This window comes from Patiriisocius sp. Uisw_047 (assembly GCF_047730165.1).
Taxonomy (GTDB): Bacteria; Bacteroidota; Bacteroidia; order Flavobacteriales; family Flavobacteriaceae; genus Patiriisocius.
The window spans coordinates 13,511-32,364 of sequence record NZ_CP159834.1; the positions used below are offsets into that span (position 1 = coordinate 13,511).

Here is an 18,854-nt window from a genome sequence, read left to right on the forward strand (position 1 = left end):
GCTGCCATTCGTGGCGATAAAAAATGTACAATCAAACAAACTACTCTATTTAATGTTACCTTGGCACCAATATATTTTCGGACTTATATTCATACTAGCCGGAGCAAACCACTTTAGAACTCCAAAAATTTACGAGCGGATTATTCCGACATACTTGCCTTCGCATAAAATGCTTAATATGCTCAGTGGCGTTGCAGAAATGGTACTCGGTTTTATGCTACTCAAACCAGAAACGCAAACCATTGCAGCTTGGGGCATAATAGCTATACTTATCCTTTTCATACCAGTTCATATCTATATGTTACAGGATAAAAGAGCATCCTTAAAAATGCCACAATGGGCACTTATACTTAGGCTTCCCTTACAATTTACCCTTGTGTATTGGGCATATCAATATGTGATTTAATGAACCTTTTTGATTCTGAAACATCACGGATTTCACACATCGTACCTTTAAAAGACGCGATGGTTTCTTACACGCCTCACTTTTATAATACGCAGAACGCTTCAGAAATTTACCAAACGCTTTTTTCAGAAATAGTCTGGCAAGAGGATGAGATTACACTGTTCGGCAAAACACATTTGCAGCCAAGACTAACTGCGCTTTATGGTGATGATGAGACGCCTTATTCTTATAGTGGCATAGTAATGACGCCTAGAAAATTTTCGCGTACGTTAGAAAAAATTAAGGAAGATATTTCAAACTATACAGGAGAACAATTTAATGCCGTATTATGCAATTTATATCGTGACGGGAAAGATAGTAATGGATGGCACAGTGACAATGAAAAAGAGTTGGGCATCGACCCTTTTATCGCCTCATTAAGCCTGGGAGAAACCAGAATGTTTCACCTAAAACATATGCAAGATACTGCTTCTAAGGCCAAGCTTCCATTAGAAAGTGGAAGCTTACTCTGTATGGGAGGCACGACGCAAGCTCGTTATAAGCATCAAGTATCAAAGACGCAAAAGCAAGTAGGGCCTAGAATTAACCTGACCTTTAGACGGTTATATTAAATAGTTTGTTAAAAGCGTTTTTTGAAGCTTATTAATTACATATCAAGCACTTATCAAAAAACAGAATCTCTATTTTAGCAGAAAATTATTCTTAGTGCCGGGAGTAAAAGCACCATCGTTCTTTAGAGAGATTCTCAAAATTTTATAGGTTTCTAAAAAACTAATTATTAATGAGCTTTGTTGTCGATAAGACACAAACGAAATAGGGCAAAATTCAAAATGATTGAATCTCGCCCTATTTAAAATCGGTTGCTTCTGATCTTTTTTACTCCGTTTTACCCAAAAATATCATTAAGCACTGCAGCAAGTCTGATGCCTCCTTTTTGGAGTTGCATTTTGGTTATTTCCAGGTAGTCGTAAGAATAGCGATATCCTAGCTTATCACCGGGTGACGTGTTTTCATAAATATCTTTACAAAGAACGCGACTTTCTGCTGCCCAAATAGCAGCGTTCCCTTGCTTAAGAGAATCAATTTGAACCTTTGATAATTTTTTTCTATTTGCAGCGAGTTCTGTGTAAGACATCTCATAACTTTCTATAATATCTGTATCCCACACGGAGTGCAGATTAGTCCCTTTATCAAACCATTGTACCTGAAACCTGTTTCCGCCTTTGTCTTCGGATAGACCCACGTGCAAGGGCTGGTGAAGATCACCAATAAAATGGACGAGCATTTTTAGATAAAACTCCGTATCGTCTCTTGTTGTATTTTTGTCCTTAATAATGTCAATGCATTTATTTATTGCCACAATGATATCGCCTTTTTCACTTTTAGGATGTGTCTCGTAGGTAGCGTCAAATGGAAAACTCACATAATGCCAAGGTGCAAAAGCACGAAATCTATCATCGCTGCGTATCTCATCTGCAAACGTAGACACCATGGCTAGTGACTTACCGTCTAACAATTTGTAAATCGCTTGTTTTGCCTTGTCAGATAAATGAGCTTCAGCAATCGCACCGACTACACGGTGACCATTCTTACCCCAATCTGGTGCTGCAGAGATTGTTGTAGAAATTATAAATAAAAAGAAAAATGTAAATCTAGAAATCATCTGTGTAGCGTTTATACAAATATACGAGAGTCCTTGGCAAACGGAATATCAAAATTAATATTATCACAAATTTTACACACAATCGTGGCACTTTGCGTTATACATAATATCGTACCTTTAAACACATACTCATATTATGAAATATTTTCTTATCATTTTTTGTTCTCTTTATTTTGGCCTTGCCACTGCACAAGAGTACACGTCTAGAGATCTAAAAGTCTCTCCATATATAGATGGGACGCTTCTAGTTCCTCAAAATGAAGTAAAGCCCCCATTGGCAATTATCATTGCAGGTAGTGGCCCTACAGATAGAAATGGCAACCAGATGATGATGAAGAACAACGCTTATAAGCAGCTTGCAGAAACATTATCAAATAGCGGTATTGCCACTTTTAGATATGATAAGCGCATCGTGAAGCTCTTACAAAGTCGCACTAACTTTAGTGAAAAAGATTTTAGGTTTGATGATTTTATAGTAGATGCGACTGCCGTCGTTGACTTCTTTGCAAAGAGTGACGATTTTTCTGACATTTATATTATTGGTCACAGCCAAGGTTCTCTTGTTGGGATGGCGGCGATTAGTGCCCGAAGTGACGTAGCTGGCTTTATTTCTGTAGCAGGTCCTGGACAATCTATAGATCAAGTTATTATTGACCAACTAGGTAAGCAAGCGCCTACCTTAAGAGAGAATGCTATCGAGGCTTTTAATGATATACGAGTGACGGGAAAGTCTGAAAACTACAGTCCAGGTTTAGCCTCTATATTTAGAACTGATATCCAACCCTTTATCGCAAGTTGGATGCAACATAAGCCACAAACACTTATTTCTGGATTAGAGATTCCGGTATTGATAATAAACGGTACAAATGATATTCAAGTAGATGAAGATGAAGCAAAGATGTTGCAAAATGCTCAAAGAGATGCATCACTATTACTCATCGAGAATATGAATCACATATTTAGAGAGATTACAGAAGTGGGGATGGATAATCAAAAATCTTATAATGAACCTGGCAGACCGATTATGTCACAATTGCCCAATGCGATCATCGCTTTCATCAGCAAGAATTAATACCATTTAAACCATAAAAGTGTATTTTGCATAAAAATTAACCGTTATGCAAGAAACAGTAGCCGAAGCAATCAAAGACACCTCTCCATTTTTCACAAATGACACCATAGTTTTCGGAATCTTAATGGTTTCATTAGGTCTCATCTTTTACACTTCGTCTAAGAAGAAAGGCTTCTGGAAAGTTTTTTATAGCGTGGTTCCTGCCTTGTTTATGGCCTATTTAATCCCTGCTCTTTTTACTACTTTTGGGATTATCGCCCCCGAATGGAATTCTGTAAGTGACACAGGTGTAGTTACAGAAGGTGGCTCTAGTCTTTATTATATAGCCAGTCGCTATTTACTGCCCGCAGCATTAGTTTTAATGACTTTAAGTATTGATTTAAGAGCCGTATTTAACTTAGGGCCTAAAGCACTTATTATGTTCTTAACAGGAACCGTTGGGATTATTATTGGCGGACCTATTGCCATACTATTGATAGGTTATTTTTCACCAGAAACATTAGCAACACCAGAACTTCCAGCGGCCGTAGCAGGGGAATTTAATGACGTTTGGCGTGGGTTATCTACCTTATCTGGTAGTTGGATTGGTGGTGGTGCAAATCAGACCGCAATGCTTGAAGTATATCATTATAATCAAAAAATTTATGGCGGGATGGTATTTGTAGATATTGTCATTGCAAATATCTGGATGGCCATTATTTTAATAGGTATAGGTAAATCTGCCAAAATCGATAAGTGGCTTGGTGCAGACACTTCAGCTATTGAAGCTCTTAAAGAAAAAGTATCGAACTACGCGCTTGAGAAGGAGCGCAATCCGTCATTGACCGATTTAATGATATTAGCGGCTATTGCTTTTGGCACCGTTGGTTTTGCACATTTTGGTGCAGGATACATGAGTGGGTTTTTTACAGAATTTATCAACGGGCTTGAACCTGGGCTCACACGTAACCTATTTACATTTTTGGGCTCTTCATTTTTTTGGATGATTTCAATTACAACTATCATTGGTATTCTACTTTCATATACTAAACTTAGAACCTATGAAGGTGCTGGTGCTAGTAAATTTGGCAGTGTATTTATATACATCCTAGTTGCCTCTATTGGAATGAAAATGGACCTAATGCTCATTTTTGACAACTTAGGATTAATCGCTATAGGTGCCGTATGGATGGTCATTCACGCAGGGCTACTTATACTCGTGGCAAAACTAATTAAAGCGCCTTATTTCTTTCTAGCAGTAGGAAGTCAAGCAAATGTGGGCGGTGCCGCCTCTGCTCCTATTGTAGCATCTGCATTTCATCCTTCGTTAGCAACTGTGGGTGTATTACTGGCTGTATTTGGCTACGCCATTGGAACTATTGGTGCAGTAGCGTGTACATTTTTAATGCAACTAGCTGCTGCAGGATAAATTCATTTATTCTGAAATTTTCTGTATTCAAGTTCAGCAATTTTATACATCTTTGCCGCCTAGAAAAAACCTCGAGATTAAGACCGAGAGCAAGTACTCTCAATATATCTCGGGACTTAAAAAAAAATCAATACCGCCTGTCAAGGCTTTAAACAAAGTAGAAATATGAGTATATACAAACTGTTAGGAAGTTCACTTTTAATTTTTGTTTTACTGGCCTCTTGTGGTCCTTCAGAAAACGAGATGACCCTTACAGGGAATGTAAAAGGCTTAAAGAAAGGCACTTTATTGCTTCAGAAAATAGAAGACACGCTTTTAGTTACGATAGATTCTGTTCGGGTTTTGGGTGATTCACATTTCAGTTTTACTAAAGAAGTAGAAAGTCCAGAGATTTACTATCTATATGTGAGGCTTGAAAACGGATCGTTACTCGACACGAGACTCCCGTTTTTTGCAGAAGCGGCGCCTATTAATATTGAGACAACACTCAAGAACTTTGCTGTAGATGCCGTGATTACAGGATCTACAAACCAAAAATTACTGGACGAATACAATTCGATTACCAGACGTTACACCGATAAAAATTTAGAATTTATTGAACAGGGTCTTTTAACGCCTGCTGAAGACGATTCACTGATTCTTGCCATAGAAAAGCAACAGGTGCGGTTAAAACAAAGTAAATACCTAGCGACAGTAAACTATGCCCTTAACCATAATGATAGTGAGATAGCGCCCTACATAATGCTGAGCCAGCCATATGAAGGAAATATAAAATATCTAGACACCGTTTTTAATACGCTGACAAAAAGAGTTAAAGAGTCCAGCTACGGAGCCAAGCTTGATGGTTATATCAAACTAAGAAAAGAAAGCACTACGGAAAATTAGTAAAAAAAATACATCAACTAAAAAAGCCCTAAACGTTATGTTTAGGGCTTTTTAGATTTTTATAAAGGCTTATAAACTGTTGATTCTATCAATCAATTGTCTTCCTTTAGTTTCAACCTCTTGGTTGATTGCCTTAAAGTGTGCTTTTTTATCTTCTACTTTTTTAGCATTTATTCTTACTATCAACTCGTCAAAGTCTTTGATAGCACTGTCAATAACAGCTTGAGATTCTTTTGTGTCCTTTCCTGGATTAGTAAGTTCCCAGATGTATACTGCCTCGATAATATCACCGATTACATAATTTACATCTCTTTTTAAATTTCTAACATTTGCCATAATGGTCTTCGTTTCTTTTAAGAATTATAGCTGCAAAGGTACGAACTATTAAGGAATGTAAACCTCGAGAATTTCAGCATTTTCTGTAAGGATCGATATTTGATCAAAACAAGCAGGAATAAGCAGTGTTTCTCCTTTCTTTATTTGAGTGGCTGTATTGCTCGTTTTAATGGTAGCATCGCCTCCCACGCACATATAGACTATAAAGCTATCTACTTTACTATAATCTAAATCTATCTGTGAAATACAATTAATTTTTGAAGTTCTAAAATAAGGCGATTCGCATATACTTGTGACGCCCTTCTCATTTCTTATATATCTTAATCTAGCATCTGGGGCATCAAACTTAATCGCTGCCAGTGCATCTTCTGTATGTAAATCGCGCATATTGCCGTCCAGCCCTGGTCTATCCCAGTCATAAATACGGTACGTAATGTCCGATGTTTGCTGGATCTCTGCTAAAACGATGCCTGCGCCTATTGCGTGCACTGTGCCAGGAGCCAAGAAAAATGAATCTCCTTCTGTCACAGCCTCGGCTTTAATAATACCTACGATGTTGTTTTCTGAAATATGCCGGGCATAACTTTTTTGGTCAACGCCATCATTAAACCCTAAGAGGAGTCTAGCATCCGCTTCGGCCTGCATGATGTACCACATTTCTGTCTTACCAAAACTGTCGTGACGCTCTTTTGCTAACGCATCATCTGGATGTAATTGTACAGAAAGATCCTCTGCAGCATCAATGTATTTGAATAATAATGGAAACTGAGCACCATACTGCTTCGCGACTTTTTCTCCTAGTAACTCACTGCCATAGGTTGTGATAAGCTCATCTAAGCTTTTGTTTTTCAGCTTGCCATGAGAAACAATAGAGATCTCTCCTTTTACTCCAGACAACTCCCAACTCTCCCCTATTTTACCTTTCCCTTTTTTATTGAAAAGTTCTTTTAATTTAGAACCTCCCCAAATTTTCTCTTTGAGAATAGGTGTAAACTTTAAAGGATAGAGTGAAATATCAACCATTATCAAAGGATTGTATAATCTCGAGTGCTTTTGTGATATGAGGACCTGCGCTCATCCCGTCAAATTTAAAAACCAGAATTCCATTTGCATCAAAGACAAATGTTTCTCTCCCCGGGAGCAAGCCCATTAATTTTCCTTGTACATCAAAGCTTTTTCTAACCTCTTTGTTTTCATCGGCTAGTAAGGTAAAAGGAAGGTTAAATCTTTTGGCAAATTTTTGATGCGAGCTCTCAGAATCTGAACTAATCCCAATCACCTTTACCCCGTGCGCTATAAAATCTTCATAGGCATCTCTAAAACTACAAGCCTCTGCGGTACAACCCGGTGTGAAATTTTTCGGGTAAAAATAAATTACGCTTGGTTGATTGACAATGTCTATAGAACTATCAAACGGATTGCCATCTTTGTCGTTCAATTTAATTAATGGCAATTTGCTTCCTTTTTCAATACTCATACTATCCTGTATATACCACAAAGTTACGCGGTGTTTCATAAAGTTTTACAGTCACCTTATAACGATTGTCTAAGCGACTTGTAAGTCTATTATATATTTCGATGGCAATATTCTCTACTGTTGGATTTATATTTTTAAATGCTTCAACCTCGACATTTAAGTTCTTATGATCAAAAGGAATTTCTACTTCCTCATAGATCACATCTTTTAAAATCTTGAGATCTATTAAAAATCCGGTTTCAGCATCTATATCTCCGGTGATCCCGACTTCTAGTTCATAATTGTGACCATGGTAATTTGGGTTACTACATTTGCCGAAAATTTGAGAGTTCTTGGCATCTGACCAATCTTCTCTAAACAAACGATGTGCAGCATTAAAGTGTGCTTTTCTGTAAACGGTTAAACTCATAGGGTAAGATGATTATAAAATTTTTCAAAAATAATTTTGAACCATTCGGTGTATATATCAGGGTTCTTTGTAATATCACTTTTCACTTCTTCGAGCAACATCCATTTCCAGGCAGCTACTTCGTCTTCATTAATAGCAGGTGAATCATTAAAATTTCCGACAAGAATATGATCCAGCTCATGTTCTGTTAAGCCGTTATCAAATGGAGCTTTATAAATAAACCATGTGGTCTCTTTAAGCGGCGTCGTAAATCCCATCTCTTCTTGCAAACGACGTAATCCGGCATCAAGATTAGACTCACCTTCACGCTGGTGCGAGCAGCAAGTATTAGTCCATAATCCGGGAGAATGATATTTATGTAGCGCCCGTTGCTGAAGCATTAGCTCCCCTTTATCATTAAAAACAAATACCGAGAACGCACGGTGGAGTAAGGCCTTTTCATGAGCTTCCAACTTAGGCATTAGCCCAACTTGTTCATCTCTTTCATTCACAAGAATTACTTGCTCTTCTTTCATTTATATATTTTTATCAAAAATACAAAATCTCAAACTAGTATAAATAAAAAGAGCGCATCATAAATGAAGCGCTCTATTAAATAATTTGTTTTTGTATTATTCTCCTTGGCTTTGACTATTGTCAATACCTGGAATGTTATCTTGTATTATAAACATAGATCTTCGATTTAATTGATGTTCTTCTTCTGTGCACTTCACGTCATTAGAGCATTTAATTCTTAACACAGATTCTCCATACCCTTGAGCGGTCAATCTATCAATAGAAACACCTTTCTTTACCAACCATTGTAAAGTTGATTGTGCTCGACGCTCAGAAAGCGCTTCATTGTAAGATTTTTTACCTCTTGTATCTGTATGAGACTCAATATGAATATCTAGTTTTGGATATAAAGTCAAAGCGGCTAGTATTTTAGCCAACTCTATTTCTGCATCAGGTCTGATATTAGATTTATCAAAATCAAAATAAATAGGTTCCAAAAACAATTTACATCCTAAATCCCCTGTCTCGCAAGGATCTTTAGCAGTAAGTGGTATGTTTAATTTTAATTTGATAATCTTACTAGTTGTTAGTACAATCTGTTCATAAGGTAAATAGCCGTCGAGAGTTGCACGCACTAAATATTGTTTTTCACACTCTGTAGCTGGGAAAGAAAATACAGCATCCTTATCTGCTATTGTTTCTACTAGTCGTTTATTATTATCTGTATCTATTAACACAACTAAGGCCCTCGGTAGTAAAGCCCCCGTTTTATCGTCAACTACGACACCAGTCATTTCTACTTCACAAAACTTGAGTTGTATATGATAAATATCGTCATTCGTACTACCCGTATCACCATCTCTATTAGACGATAGATATCCTTCTTGATCATCTTCATTGATAATTAGCGCAAAGTCATCACGCTCACTATTTGCTGGGATACCTACATTTTGAATAGTACCCATCTTGCTATTTTCATCTATGGTACCACTGTAAATATCATAACCTCCATAGCCTAGTCTTCCGTCTGTTGCAAAGTATAAATTACCTTGAACACTAATAAAAGGGAACGACTCTCTGGATGCAGTATTTACTTTTGGACCAAGATTAACAGGGGTACTATAAGTATTTTCACCTAAGAGTGTTACGTAATATAAATCTGACATTCCCATGGCGTTAGGGCCAGGTATATCGCTAGAAAAATAAAGTCTTTTCTCATCTAAACTTAAGGCGGGATGTGCTGTAGAATATTCTGCACGGTTAAATGGCAACTCTACTGCATTACCCCAAACACCTCCTGCGGATTTAGTAGCTGTATACAGCTTTAATCGAACCGTCTTTCCTTTGTCTTTTCCTGTTTTACCTTTTATTAAGTTATTTCTAGTAAAATAAATAGTGCTTCCGTCTTTCGTAAAAACGGCAGAAGATTCATGATATTCAGTATTAATGTTACCTTTTAAGTTCTGTTTGTTTGTTAAACGACCATTCTCACCGCGATCTGCCATAAACAAATCTAGGTAAGGTTGTTCTGTCCAAGGATAAATTTTATCTCCTGTTGTTCCATTATCAGATGCAAAAACAAGCTTATCCATATAGTATGCTGCTCCAAAATCTGAAGTTTCAGTATTGATCGCTGTTTTTTCTAGCTCATATTTCTTCGAAGCAAAGGCAATCGCACTAAGATAGTCTCCATCTTTATTCTCCTTAAAATTCTGATCATAAAGGCTATCTCCAGTCATCTCCGAATAAACAATCATAAACTGATGAGACTGCGCTTTATCAATACCCTTATAACTTTGAGCTGCTCTTAGGTAATGGATAGCTCTTGCTTCGCCTTGAAACTTTTCTATCAACAAAGAATACCACTTAGCGGCATTCTCATAGTCACTATTCCAATAGTAGGTATCCCCTAGTCTTTGATATATTTCTGCAGATTCGTAGCCATCTTTTATTACTTTAAGATAGATTTCGCGCGCATCCATATATGCGAGTTTATCAAACTCTTTGTCCGCTTTTCCAATTAGATTTTCTTGTGAAAAACTAACACTTGTAATTAACAAAGTTAGTAATGTAAAAAGTAAAAAATTGTGAGGTTTTTTTAGCATTGTTGTATGTTTTAAAAGAATCTAGGAGTAAGTACTCTTTCTGGTTTATTGAAAATATCGTATCGCAACATCATTTCATAAGATCCGTTTCCGAAGGCTTCTATATCTGTGGTTTGGTAATCGTAAGCAACCCCTATAAACATTTCGTCAGAAACTTGGAAACCAGCCATCCCACTCATCGCTGCACTCCATCTATATGCAAGACCTAAGGTAAACTTTTCATTATATAAAAAATTTGCAGATACATCCCATTGCAATGGGGCACCACTTACCGCTTTTATCAACGTAGCTGGCTTAAATTTTAAGCCATCATTTATTTTAAGCACATACCCTGCACTTAAAAAATAGTGAATACTCTCACTGCCTACTGAAGTAACTTGAGTGTCCTCTAAACTAGACTCATCAAAGTGTTTAGTCTTTAAGATATTAGGGGTAGACAAGCCTATATAATAATTATCCGAATAATAAAATACTCCTGCTCCAAATTGGGGTTGTAACTTATTATCGATGTTATTCTGAAATCTAGGATCTCCCAAATCTGCTACTTGTAGTTTATTAAAATCTACATCTAATAAATCAATACCAGCTTTGATACCAAATGACAACTTATTTACATCATTTGTGTTAATATGATATGCATAATCAACAGTAACATTAGTATCTACAGATGGCCCTATTGTTTCTGAAACAATAGAAAATCCTAATCCCATATTCTCTAGAGCACCAAGTGGGGTATTTGCACTGAAGGTTCCCGTCTTTGGAGCACCCTCTAAACTAACCCATTGGGTGCGCAAAAGTAACCCAAACGTAGTAGCATCTCTAGAACCAGCATAGGCAGGGTTTATAGTCTGCGGGTTATACATATACTGCGTGTACTGAGGATCTTGCTGGGCATTACTCTGTAAAGAGAACAGCGTACAAGATATAAATAATAAAAAGTATAATTTTTTCATGAGTATAAATTTAAATTTGGGAGGCAAGACTGCCTCCCAGCATTTTTATATTATTTGATTATCTATTGATGTATAAGTATCCAGTGAAAGTGCTTTTCGGAATTAATTCACCTAGTGATTCTGGTAAATCTGGCCCCTTGAAGTTCAAGATATAGAAATACGTTCCTGTTGGTAATAATTCATCGTTATTAATGGTCGCTCTACCGTTAGAATATCCTTTAAAGACATTTCCAAACTCATCATTTTCATAACCAGTGGTCTCGTAAACCAATACTCCCCATCTGTTAAAAATCTGCATCGTGTTATTAGGATAGTCCTCAATACCTGATATTTCAAAGTATTCATTTTTACCATCACCATCAGGGGTTATACCATTAAATATTTCCAAATTACCAAGAATCAATGGAATAATCGTTACTGTTACATCGTCTGGATCACCATCACCATTAATGTCTACATTGGTTGGATTATTTGGATCATCAGATGTGTCTTCTACAAGATCTCCTGTAAATGTATATCCGCTACCAATAGCTTGATTTCGAAATTCTCCTTCTAGAACATCAGCATCAGTGATTGTATAGGTAGCAGTAAACGTAGTCGTATCAGTTTCTCCAGGATCTAATTGAGCTATTGGACCTCCAACAACAACAACACCTGGCAGCGGGTCGTCTATTTGAACGTCGTATAAAGTAACTTGACCAGTGTTAGTAATAATAAAAGTATAGCTGATCATATCACCCTCATTTCCAGATAAACTACCATCAATGTCTTCCCATACACCTGTCTTCTCAACTGATAGTCCAGAAATTTGACACATCCCAGTTACCGTAGGATCATCATCATTAATTGTTGCTCCTGACAGATCAGATACAACAGTTCCGTCTGCAGCAGTACCCACAACCGTAGCTTGATTAGTAACCATTCCAGCATCGATATCAGACTGAACAAGGGTATAGATTCCTGTGTAAATCCATATCTCAGTTACATCTAGAAGTGAATCGTTATTTGTATCTCCTAATACATATGTGATTATTGGAACTAATGGGTCTGTCACATTTATAGCCGATAGACTTTCATTCGATTGATTGGTCACTGTGAATGTATAAGTAATTGCATCTCCTGCAACAGCACAATCTCCATTTAACTCTCCCTCTTTGACAATTGCAATAGGACAAGTATATGTTACCGTAGGGTCATCATCATTAATTGTTGCTCCCGACAGATCAGATACAACAGTTCCGTCTGCAGCAGTACCTAAAACCGTGGCTTGATTAGTAACCATTCCAGCATCGATATCAGACTGAACAAGGGTATAGATTCCTGTGTAAATCCATATCTCAGTTACATCTAGAAGTGAATCGTTATTTGTATCTCCTGATACATATGTGATTATTGGGACCAATGGGTCCGTCACATTTATAGCCGATAGAATTTGATTCCCTTGATTAGTTACTGTGAATGTATAAGTAATAGTATCTCCTGCAACAGCACAATCTCCAGCTAAAGCATTTAACTCTCCCTCTTTCACAATTGCAATAAAACAAGTATATGTTACCGTTGGAATATTATCTGTAATTGTTGCTCCTGACAAGTCTGTTACTAAAGTTCCATTTACAAGATTACCTTCAACCTTGGCTTGATTAGTCACCTGACCAGCGACCATATCTGCCTGAACAAGGGTATAGGTTCCTGTGTAAATCCAAGTCTCTGTTACATCTAAAAGTAAATCGTTATTTGTATCTCCTGATACGTATGTAATTATTGGAACTAATGGGTCTGTCACATTTATAGACGATAGACTTTCATTCGATTGATTGGTTACTGTGAATGTATAAGTAATAGTATCTCCTGTAACAGCACAATCTACATTTAACTCTCCCTCTTTGACAATTGCAATAGGACAAGTATATGTTACCGTAGGATCATTATCATTAATTGTTGCTCCTGATAAGTCTGTTACTAAAGTTCCATTTACAAGGTTACCTACAACCGTGGCTTGATTAGTTACCTGACCAGAGACAATATCTGCCGGAACAAGCGTATAGGTTCCTGTGTAAATCCATATCTCAGTTACATCTAGAAGTGAATCGTTATTTGTATCTCCTGATACGTATGTGATTATTGGAACTAATGGGTCTGTCACATTTATAGCCGATAGACTTTCATTCGATTGATTGGTTACTGTGAATGTATAAGTAATAGTATCTCCTACAATTGCACATGAACCATCACTTAACTCTCCCTCTTTGACAATTGCAATGGGACAAGTATATGTTACCGTAGGATCATTATCATTAACTGTTGCTCCTGATAAGTCTGTTACTAAAGTTCCATTTACAAGGTTACCTACAACCGTGGCTTGATTAGTTACCTGACCAGCGACAATATCTGCCTGAATAAGGGTATAGGTTCCTGTGTAAATCCAAGTCTCTGTTACATCTAAAAGTGAATCGTTATTTGTATCTCCTGATACGTATGTAATTATTGGAACTAATGGGTCTGTCACATTTATAGACGATAGACTTTCATTCGATTGATTGGTTACTGTGAATGTATAAGTAATAGTATCTCCTGCAACAGCACAATCTACATTTAACTCTCCCTCTTTGACAATTGCAATAGGGCAAGTATATGTTACCGTAGGATCATTGTCATTAATTGTTGCTCCTGATAAATCTGATACTAAAGTTCCATTGACAAGATTACCTACAACCGTGGCCTGATTAGTTACCTGACCAGCGACAATATCTGCCTGAATAAGGGTATAGGTTCCTGTGTAAATCCAAGTCTCTGTTACATCTAAAAGTAAATCGTTATTTGTATCTCCTGATACGTATGTAATTATTGGAACTAATGGGTCTGTCACATTTATAGACGATAGACTTTCATTCGATTGATTGGTTACTGTGAATGTATAAGTAATAGTATCTCCTGCAACAGCACATGAACCTCCACTTAACTCCCCTTTTTTGACAATTGCAATAGGGCAAGTAAATGTTACCGTAGGATCATCATCATTAATTGTTGCTCCTGATAAGTCTGTTACTAAAGTCCCATTGACAAGATTACCTACAACCGTGGCTTGATTAGTTACCTGACCAGAGACAATATCTGCCGGAACAAGCGTATAGATTCCTGTGTAAATCCATATCTCCGTTACATCTAATAGATTATCTAAATTTGAATCTCCTGATACGTATGTGATTATTGGAACTAATGGGTCTGTCACATTTATAGCCGATAGACTTTCATTCGATTGATTGGTTACTGTGAATGTATAAGTAATAGTATCTCCTGCAATTGCACATGAACCACCACTTAACTCCCCTTTTTTGACAATTGCAATAGGGCAAGTATATGTTACCGTAGGATCATCATCATTAATTGTTGCTCCTGATAAGTCTGTTACTAAAGTCCCATTGACAAGATTACCTACAACCGTGGCTTGATTAGTTACCTGACCAGCGACAATATCTGCCGGAACAAGCGTATAGGTTCCTGTGTAAATCCAGATCTCCGTTACATCTAAACGTGAATCGTTATTTGTATCTCCTGATACGTATGTAATTATTGGAACTAATGGGTCTGTCACATTTATAGCCGATAGACTTTCATTCGATTGATTGGTTACTGTGAATGTATAAGTAATAGTATCTCCTGCAACAGCACAATCTACATTTAACTCTCCCTCTTTGACAATTGCAATAGGACAAGTATATGTTACCGTAGGATTATTATCATTAATTGTTGCTCCTGATAAGTCTGTTACTAAAGTCCCATTGACAAGATTACCTACAACCGTGGCTTGATTAGTTACCTGACCTGCGACAATATCTGCCTGAACAAGGATATAGGTTCCTGTGTAAATCCATATCTCCGTTACATCCAATAGATTATCTAAATTTGTATCTCCTGATACGTATGTGATTATTGGAACTAATGGATCTGTCACATTTATAGCAGATAGACTTTCATTCGATTGATTGGTTACTGTGAATGTATAAGTAATAGTATCTCCTGCAACAGCACAATCTACATTTAACTCTCCCTCTTTGACAATTGCAATAGGACAAGTATATGTTACCGTAGGATCATTATCATTAATTGTTGCCCCCGATAAGTCTGTTACTAAAACTCCATTGACAAAATTACCTAAAACCGTGGCTTGATTAGTTACCTGACCAGCGACAATATCTACCTGAACAAGCGTATAGACTCCTGTGTAAATCCAAGTCTCTGTTACATCTAAAAGCGAATCGTTATTTGTATCTCCTGATACGTATGTAATTATTGGAACTAATGGGTCTGTCACATTTATAGCTAATAGACTTTCATTAGATTGATTGGTTACTGTGAATGTATAATTAATAATATCTCCTGCAACAGCACAATCTCCAACTAAAGCATTTATCTCTCCCTCTTTGACAATTGCAATAGGACAAGTATATGTTACCGTAGGATCATTTTCTAAAACTGAGTTATCATCTGATAGATCATCGTATTGAACTAGATTAAAATCACCTTTAGCCATGGCTTGATTAGTAACCATCCCAGCAATAACATCATTCTGAGTAATTGTATAGATTCCTGTGTAAATCCAAGCCTCCGCTACGTCTAATCGTGAATTTAAATTTGTATCTCCTGATACGTATGTGATTATTGGAACTAGTGGGTCGGTTACGTTAATGTTTGATAGGCTATTATCCCAACGATTGGTTACTGTAAATGTATAATCAATAGTATCTCCTGCAATTGCACATGAACCATCACTTAACTCCCCTTTTTTGACAATTGCAATAGGGCAAGTAAAAGTTTCCGTAGGATCATCTTCTAAAACTGAGTTATCATCTGATAAATCTGATATTACAATTAAGTTTGGTTGAGTACCTTCAACCGTGGCTTGATTAAGAACTCTCCCAGTAATAATATCATTCTGAGTCATTACATAAATCGCAGTGTACTCCCAATTCTCACCAACGTCTAAAATATTATCGGCGTTAAGATCTCCATTAATATAATTAATAGCAACAATTGGATTTGGAGCTATAAATAATGGGTCGGTTACGTTAATGTTCGATAAACTTACATTTCCTTCGTTAGTAACTTCAAAGGTATAATCAATAGTATCGCCTGCAACAGCACAAGAATTTTGAGTTAACTTCCCTTTTTTAACAATAGCTATCACAGGGCACTGAGGCACAGTAGTTACCGTTGGGTCATCCCCTATTACACTAGTATGATCAGATAGATCGGTTACATCCTCAGTATTTGGAACTGAGGCAACAGGGTATGTAATCTTTGGCGCAGCACCTTTTACCGCAGCTTGATTGATTAACACACCGGCATCAATATCATTTTGAGTAAGCACATAACTTGCTGTATATATCCAAGTTTCTGTTAAATCTAACACGCCCACTACTCCAGTTAAACCATTATCACCCGAAACATAATCGATTGACACTACTGGGTTTTGCGCTGCTAATAAAGGATCAGTAACTACAATATCTGATAGACTTACGGTTCCTTCATTAGTTACCGCAAATGTATAGTCAATGGTTTCCCCAACATCCGCGCATCCATCATTGTTCGTGTCTGAAAATAACCCTGTCTTAACTATAGCAATTTTACAATCATTGATAGTTACAACAACAGGCGTTCTAGCTGCGCCCTGGTAATTCCCGTTCGTATATAAGGCCCAATATGTTGAGGTCCCAGGACCAACTTGAGTAGGATTTTGAACGACATTACCTCCAATTGCAGCATCCCACCATTGAATGCCTCCATTGACAGCATTAAAGGTCGCTTGAGCAGTTAGTGATTGAGTTGGTGATCCATCAGAACAAACTGCTTGATCATGAGCCACAGGTGTAACATTTCCAGGACAAAGCGTATCATTATAAATTACACCTGTACTAAATCCAATAGCCCCGTCTGTAGAAAGCATTCTTCCTTCTAGATTTCCATTTGCCCCCATTGTACAGGCACCATCATGAGCAAGAAGTGTTCCTTTCATAACTGAAAAAGTACCCATAGAAATGGCACCCTCGGCAATCCAAAATATATTACAACGACGAGCTCCATTTTTCAAAATTACTTTTGCTTGTGCCGCTACTGAAAAACCTCCACCAAACTTAAAAACAAATGATGCATTGGGATCTCCATTACCATCTAAAACGAGAGTTCCTGCTAAAGATCCTGCTGCTGCAATAGAATAAACTCCAGTAAAGAGGGTTTCTCCAGACCCAAACGCTGGCGCATGACCTAATACGGTATTTGGTATCGCGATAAGTTGACTATACGCATAGTCTAAATCTACTGCGGCTTGTGCTGTTACAAGACCACCAGAAGGGTGCTTAAATCCTAAATGAGTTGACGGATCTATGCCAGTTACAGGTCCATTATTTGATCCAATGTCACCAACAACTCCAGACAAAGCAGCATTTGCTACAGAACCGTAACTGGTAAAAAGAGCGAATTTTTTTACACTTCCTAAAACATCGAGAGCGGGAATCGAATCACAACTACCCACACAATTTACCGGTATATTATTTACACCTTTAGGTTTACTTGCCACAGTGCCAGCACCTATAGTTATAGCTCCTTCTGAAGAAAAAAGTCTTCCTTCTATGTCACAATCTGTACCAATACTAACTGCTCCTGGATGAGACATTAGCGTTCCTTTTATTACACTATTTGCCCCAACAGAAATAGGTCCTTCAGCAACAAAGTAAACATTAGCAGCTTGTGCTCCATTACTTAAAAAAATTGATGAACTTGCATCTACAGAAAGTGCTCCTTCTAATTTAATTATAAAAAAAGCATTAGGATCATTTTGTCCATCAAGAATAAGAGTTCCGGCTATTGAACCAGCGCCACCAATAGAATAAACTCCAGGGAAAAGAGTTTCACCCCCTCCAAAGCTAGGAGTATGGGTATTAGAAACTGGAACATCACTAACATGAATATACAAAAGTATCAAGTTCTGTTTCGCATCAAAAGCCAATTGACTTAAACTTTGGGCTAAAGTACCAGTGTATCCATTTGATGCCAGAAACCCGGCACCGCTAATTATACCATTGTGTGTCCCTGCATCGCCATCAAACACTTCGCCGTGATTTGTAACCGCACCCACTCCTGTGAATGCCTGATATGTATCAAGCAATCCCAAATCAAGAGGAGTTTGACCAAAACTTATATTAGGTGCTAGTAATAGCGCGATAGTTGTTAAACTTAAAAGTAGTATTTTCTTCATAACTAAGAGTTGTAAGGGTGGTTCTGTAATTTGTTTATTTTATAAATATATACGCTGTACCGATTTTAACGCGGCTATTATATTTTTATCTAATTCTTCAACACTATACTGTAGTAAAAACTAAAAAACAGTAGGCAACGGTTATCAAATTCAATATTAACTAAATTATAAAACGTTGAAATTTTAAGTGTAATAAATTGAATTCATTTTTTGTGAGTTACTCAAACTAACATCAAAGAATAACAATCCTTTAAAAATAGTTTTAAATCCATATATTCGCTGTATTCAAATCACTTGTAAATCTTTATTTTATTTAAATTAATTTGGGTAATAACGAATCATCTCCTATGGCTGACAAAAATAGTGACAATCTTTAAACTTATTGATTTCAAT

The 18,854-nt window shown here is 37.0% G+C and carries 14 protein-coding genes; 5 read left to right on the forward strand and 9 right to left on the reverse strand.

What is annotated here, in order from left to right:
- Positions 1-52: 52 nt before the first annotated feature.
- Positions 53-406, forward strand: a complete 354-nt coding sequence (locus tag ABXT71_RS00070; RefSeq protein WP_415371771.1) for a MauE/DoxX family redox-associated membrane protein — start codon at positions 53-55, stop codon at positions 404-406.
- The gene (locus tag ABXT71_RS00075; protein WP_415371772.1) at positions 406-1,017 is read left to right on the forward strand and encodes an alpha-ketoglutarate-dependent dioxygenase AlkB family protein; all 612 of its coding nucleotides are present in this window, start codon (positions 406-408) and stop codon (positions 1,015-1,017) included. Before ABXT71_RS00070 ends, ABXT71_RS00075 begins: the two co-directional genes overlap by 1 nt.
- A gap of 275 nt (positions 1,018-1,292) precedes the next feature.
- Here the strand turns inward: ABXT71_RS00075 and ABXT71_RS00080 are convergent, their stop codons facing one another.
- Positions 1,293-2,069, reverse strand: coding sequence for a S1/P1 nuclease (locus ABXT71_RS00080; protein ID WP_415371773.1), 777 nt, complete (start codon positions 2,067-2,069; stop codon positions 1,293-1,295).
- 136 nt (positions 2,070-2,205) lie between these two features.
- Between ABXT71_RS00080 and ABXT71_RS00085 the strand changes: the two genes are divergently transcribed.
- From ABXT71_RS00085 to ABXT71_RS00095, 3 genes are all read left to right on the forward strand, one after another.
- Positions 2,206-3,141: an alpha/beta hydrolase family protein gene (locus ABXT71_RS00085; protein ID WP_415371774.1), complete on the forward strand. Its 936-nt coding sequence runs from the start codon at positions 2,206-2,208 to the stop codon at positions 3,139-3,141.
- 46 nt (positions 3,142-3,187) lie between these two features.
- On the forward strand, positions 3,188-4,549 hold the full coding sequence (locus ABXT71_RS00090) for a DUF819 domain-containing protein (protein ID WP_415371775.1): 1,362 nt from the start codon (positions 3,188-3,190) through the stop codon (positions 4,547-4,549).
- 165 nt (positions 4,550-4,714) lie between these two features.
- Entirely contained in the window at positions 4,715-5,434 is a 720-nt protein-coding gene (locus ABXT71_RS00095) for a DUF4369 domain-containing protein (protein ID WP_415371776.1), read from the forward strand.
- 69 nt (positions 5,435-5,503) lie between these two features.
- On the opposite strand, the gene ABXT71_RS00100 is transcribed toward ABXT71_RS00095, so the two are convergent.
- The 8 genes from ABXT71_RS00100 to ABXT71_RS00135 all read right to left on the reverse strand — a co-directional run bounded on the left by ABXT71_RS00100 (position 5,504) and on the right by ABXT71_RS00135 (position 18,461).
- Positions 5,504-5,770: a hypothetical protein gene (locus ABXT71_RS00100; RefSeq protein WP_415371777.1), complete on the reverse strand. Its 267-nt coding sequence runs from the start codon at positions 5,768-5,770 to the stop codon at positions 5,504-5,506.
- A gap of 48 nt (positions 5,771-5,818) precedes the next feature.
- Positions 5,819-6,793, reverse strand: coding sequence for a type I phosphomannose isomerase catalytic subunit (locus tag ABXT71_RS00105; protein ID WP_415371778.1), 975 nt, complete (start codon positions 6,791-6,793; stop codon positions 5,819-5,821).
- Entirely contained in the window at positions 6,786-7,286 is a 501-nt protein-coding gene (locus tag ABXT71_RS00110) for a peroxiredoxin (RefSeq protein WP_415371779.1), read from the reverse strand. Before ABXT71_RS00110 ends, ABXT71_RS00105 begins: the two co-directional genes overlap by 8 nt.
- The gene (locus ABXT71_RS00115; protein WP_415371780.1) at positions 7,249-7,656 is read right to left on the reverse strand and encodes a 6-pyruvoyl trahydropterin synthase family protein; all 408 of its coding nucleotides are present in this window, start codon (positions 7,654-7,656) and stop codon (positions 7,249-7,251) included. Before ABXT71_RS00115 ends, ABXT71_RS00110 begins: the two co-directional genes overlap by 38 nt.
- Positions 7,653-8,171, reverse strand: a complete 519-nt coding sequence (idi, locus tag ABXT71_RS00120; protein ID WP_415371781.1) for an isopentenyl-diphosphate Delta-isomerase — start codon at positions 8,169-8,171, stop codon at positions 7,653-7,655. The genes ABXT71_RS00115 and idi overlap by 4 nt, the downstream gene beginning before the upstream one ends.
- 96 nt (positions 8,172-8,267) lie before the next feature.
- On the reverse strand, positions 8,268-10,256 hold the full coding sequence (locus ABXT71_RS00125) for an OmpA family protein (protein ID WP_415371782.1): 1,989 nt from the start codon (positions 10,254-10,256) through the stop codon (positions 8,268-8,270).
- Positions 10,257-10,267: 11 nt separating this feature from the next.
- Positions 10,268-11,209, reverse strand: coding sequence for a type IX secretion system membrane protein PorP/SprF (locus tag ABXT71_RS00130; protein ID WP_415371783.1), 942 nt, complete (start codon positions 11,207-11,209; stop codon positions 10,268-10,270).
- Between the two features lie 58 nt (positions 11,210-11,267).
- Entirely contained in the window at positions 11,268-18,461 is a 7,194-nt protein-coding gene (locus ABXT71_RS00135) for an ice-binding family protein (RefSeq protein ID WP_415371784.1), read from the reverse strand.
- Positions 18,462-18,854: the final 393 nt, after the last annotated feature.

Excerpts from the sequence above, each read along its gene's own strand:
- ABXT71_RS00130 (WP_415371783.1), bottom strand. The coding sequence starts at position 11,209 with ATGAAAAAATTATACTTTTTATTATTTATATCTTGTACGCTGTTCTCT.
- ABXT71_RS00100 (WP_415371777.1), bottom strand. The coding sequence starts at position 5,770 with ATGGCAAATGTTAGAAATTTAAAAAGAGATGTAAATTATGTAATCGGT.
- ABXT71_RS00070 (WP_415371771.1), top strand. The coding sequence starts at position 53 with ATGTTACCTTGGCACCAATATATTTTCGGACTTATATTCATACTAGCC.
- ABXT71_RS00095 (WP_415371776.1), top strand. The coding sequence starts at position 4,715 with ATGAGTATATACAAACTGTTAGGAAGTTCACTTTTAATTTTTGTTTTA.
- ABXT71_RS00135 (WP_415371784.1), bottom strand. The coding sequence starts at position 18,461 with ATGAAGAAAATACTACTTTTAAGTTTAACAACTATCGCGCTATTACTA.
- ABXT71_RS00115 (WP_415371780.1), bottom strand. The coding sequence starts at position 7,656 with ATGAGTTTAACCGTTTACAGAAAAGCACACTTTAATGCTGCACATCGT.
- ABXT71_RS00110 (WP_415371779.1), bottom strand. The coding sequence starts at position 7,286 with ATGAAACACCGCGTAACTTTGTGGTATATACAGGATAGTATGAGTATT.
- ABXT71_RS00090 (WP_415371775.1), top strand. The coding sequence starts at position 3,188 with ATGCAAGAAACAGTAGCCGAAGCAATCAAAGACACCTCTCCATTTTTC.
- ABXT71_RS00125 (WP_415371782.1), bottom strand. The coding sequence starts at position 10,256 with ATGCTAAAAAAACCTCACAATTTTTTACTTTTTACATTACTAACTTTG.
- ABXT71_RS00105 (WP_415371778.1), bottom strand. The coding sequence starts at position 6,793 with ATGGTTGATATTTCACTCTATCCTTTAAAGTTTACACCTATTCTCAAA.
- ABXT71_RS00075 (WP_415371772.1), top strand. The coding sequence starts at position 406 with ATGAACCTTTTTGATTCTGAAACATCACGGATTTCACACATCGTACCT.
- idi (WP_415371781.1), bottom strand. The coding sequence starts at position 8,171 with ATGAAAGAAGAGCAAGTAATTCTTGTGAATGAAAGAGATGAACAAGTT.
- ABXT71_RS00085 (WP_415371774.1), top strand. The coding sequence starts at position 2,206 with ATGAAATATTTTCTTATCATTTTTTGTTCTCTTTATTTTGGCCTTGCC.
- ABXT71_RS00080 (WP_415371773.1), bottom strand. The coding sequence starts at position 2,069 with ATGATTTCTAGATTTACATTTTTCTTTTTATTTATAATTTCTACAACA.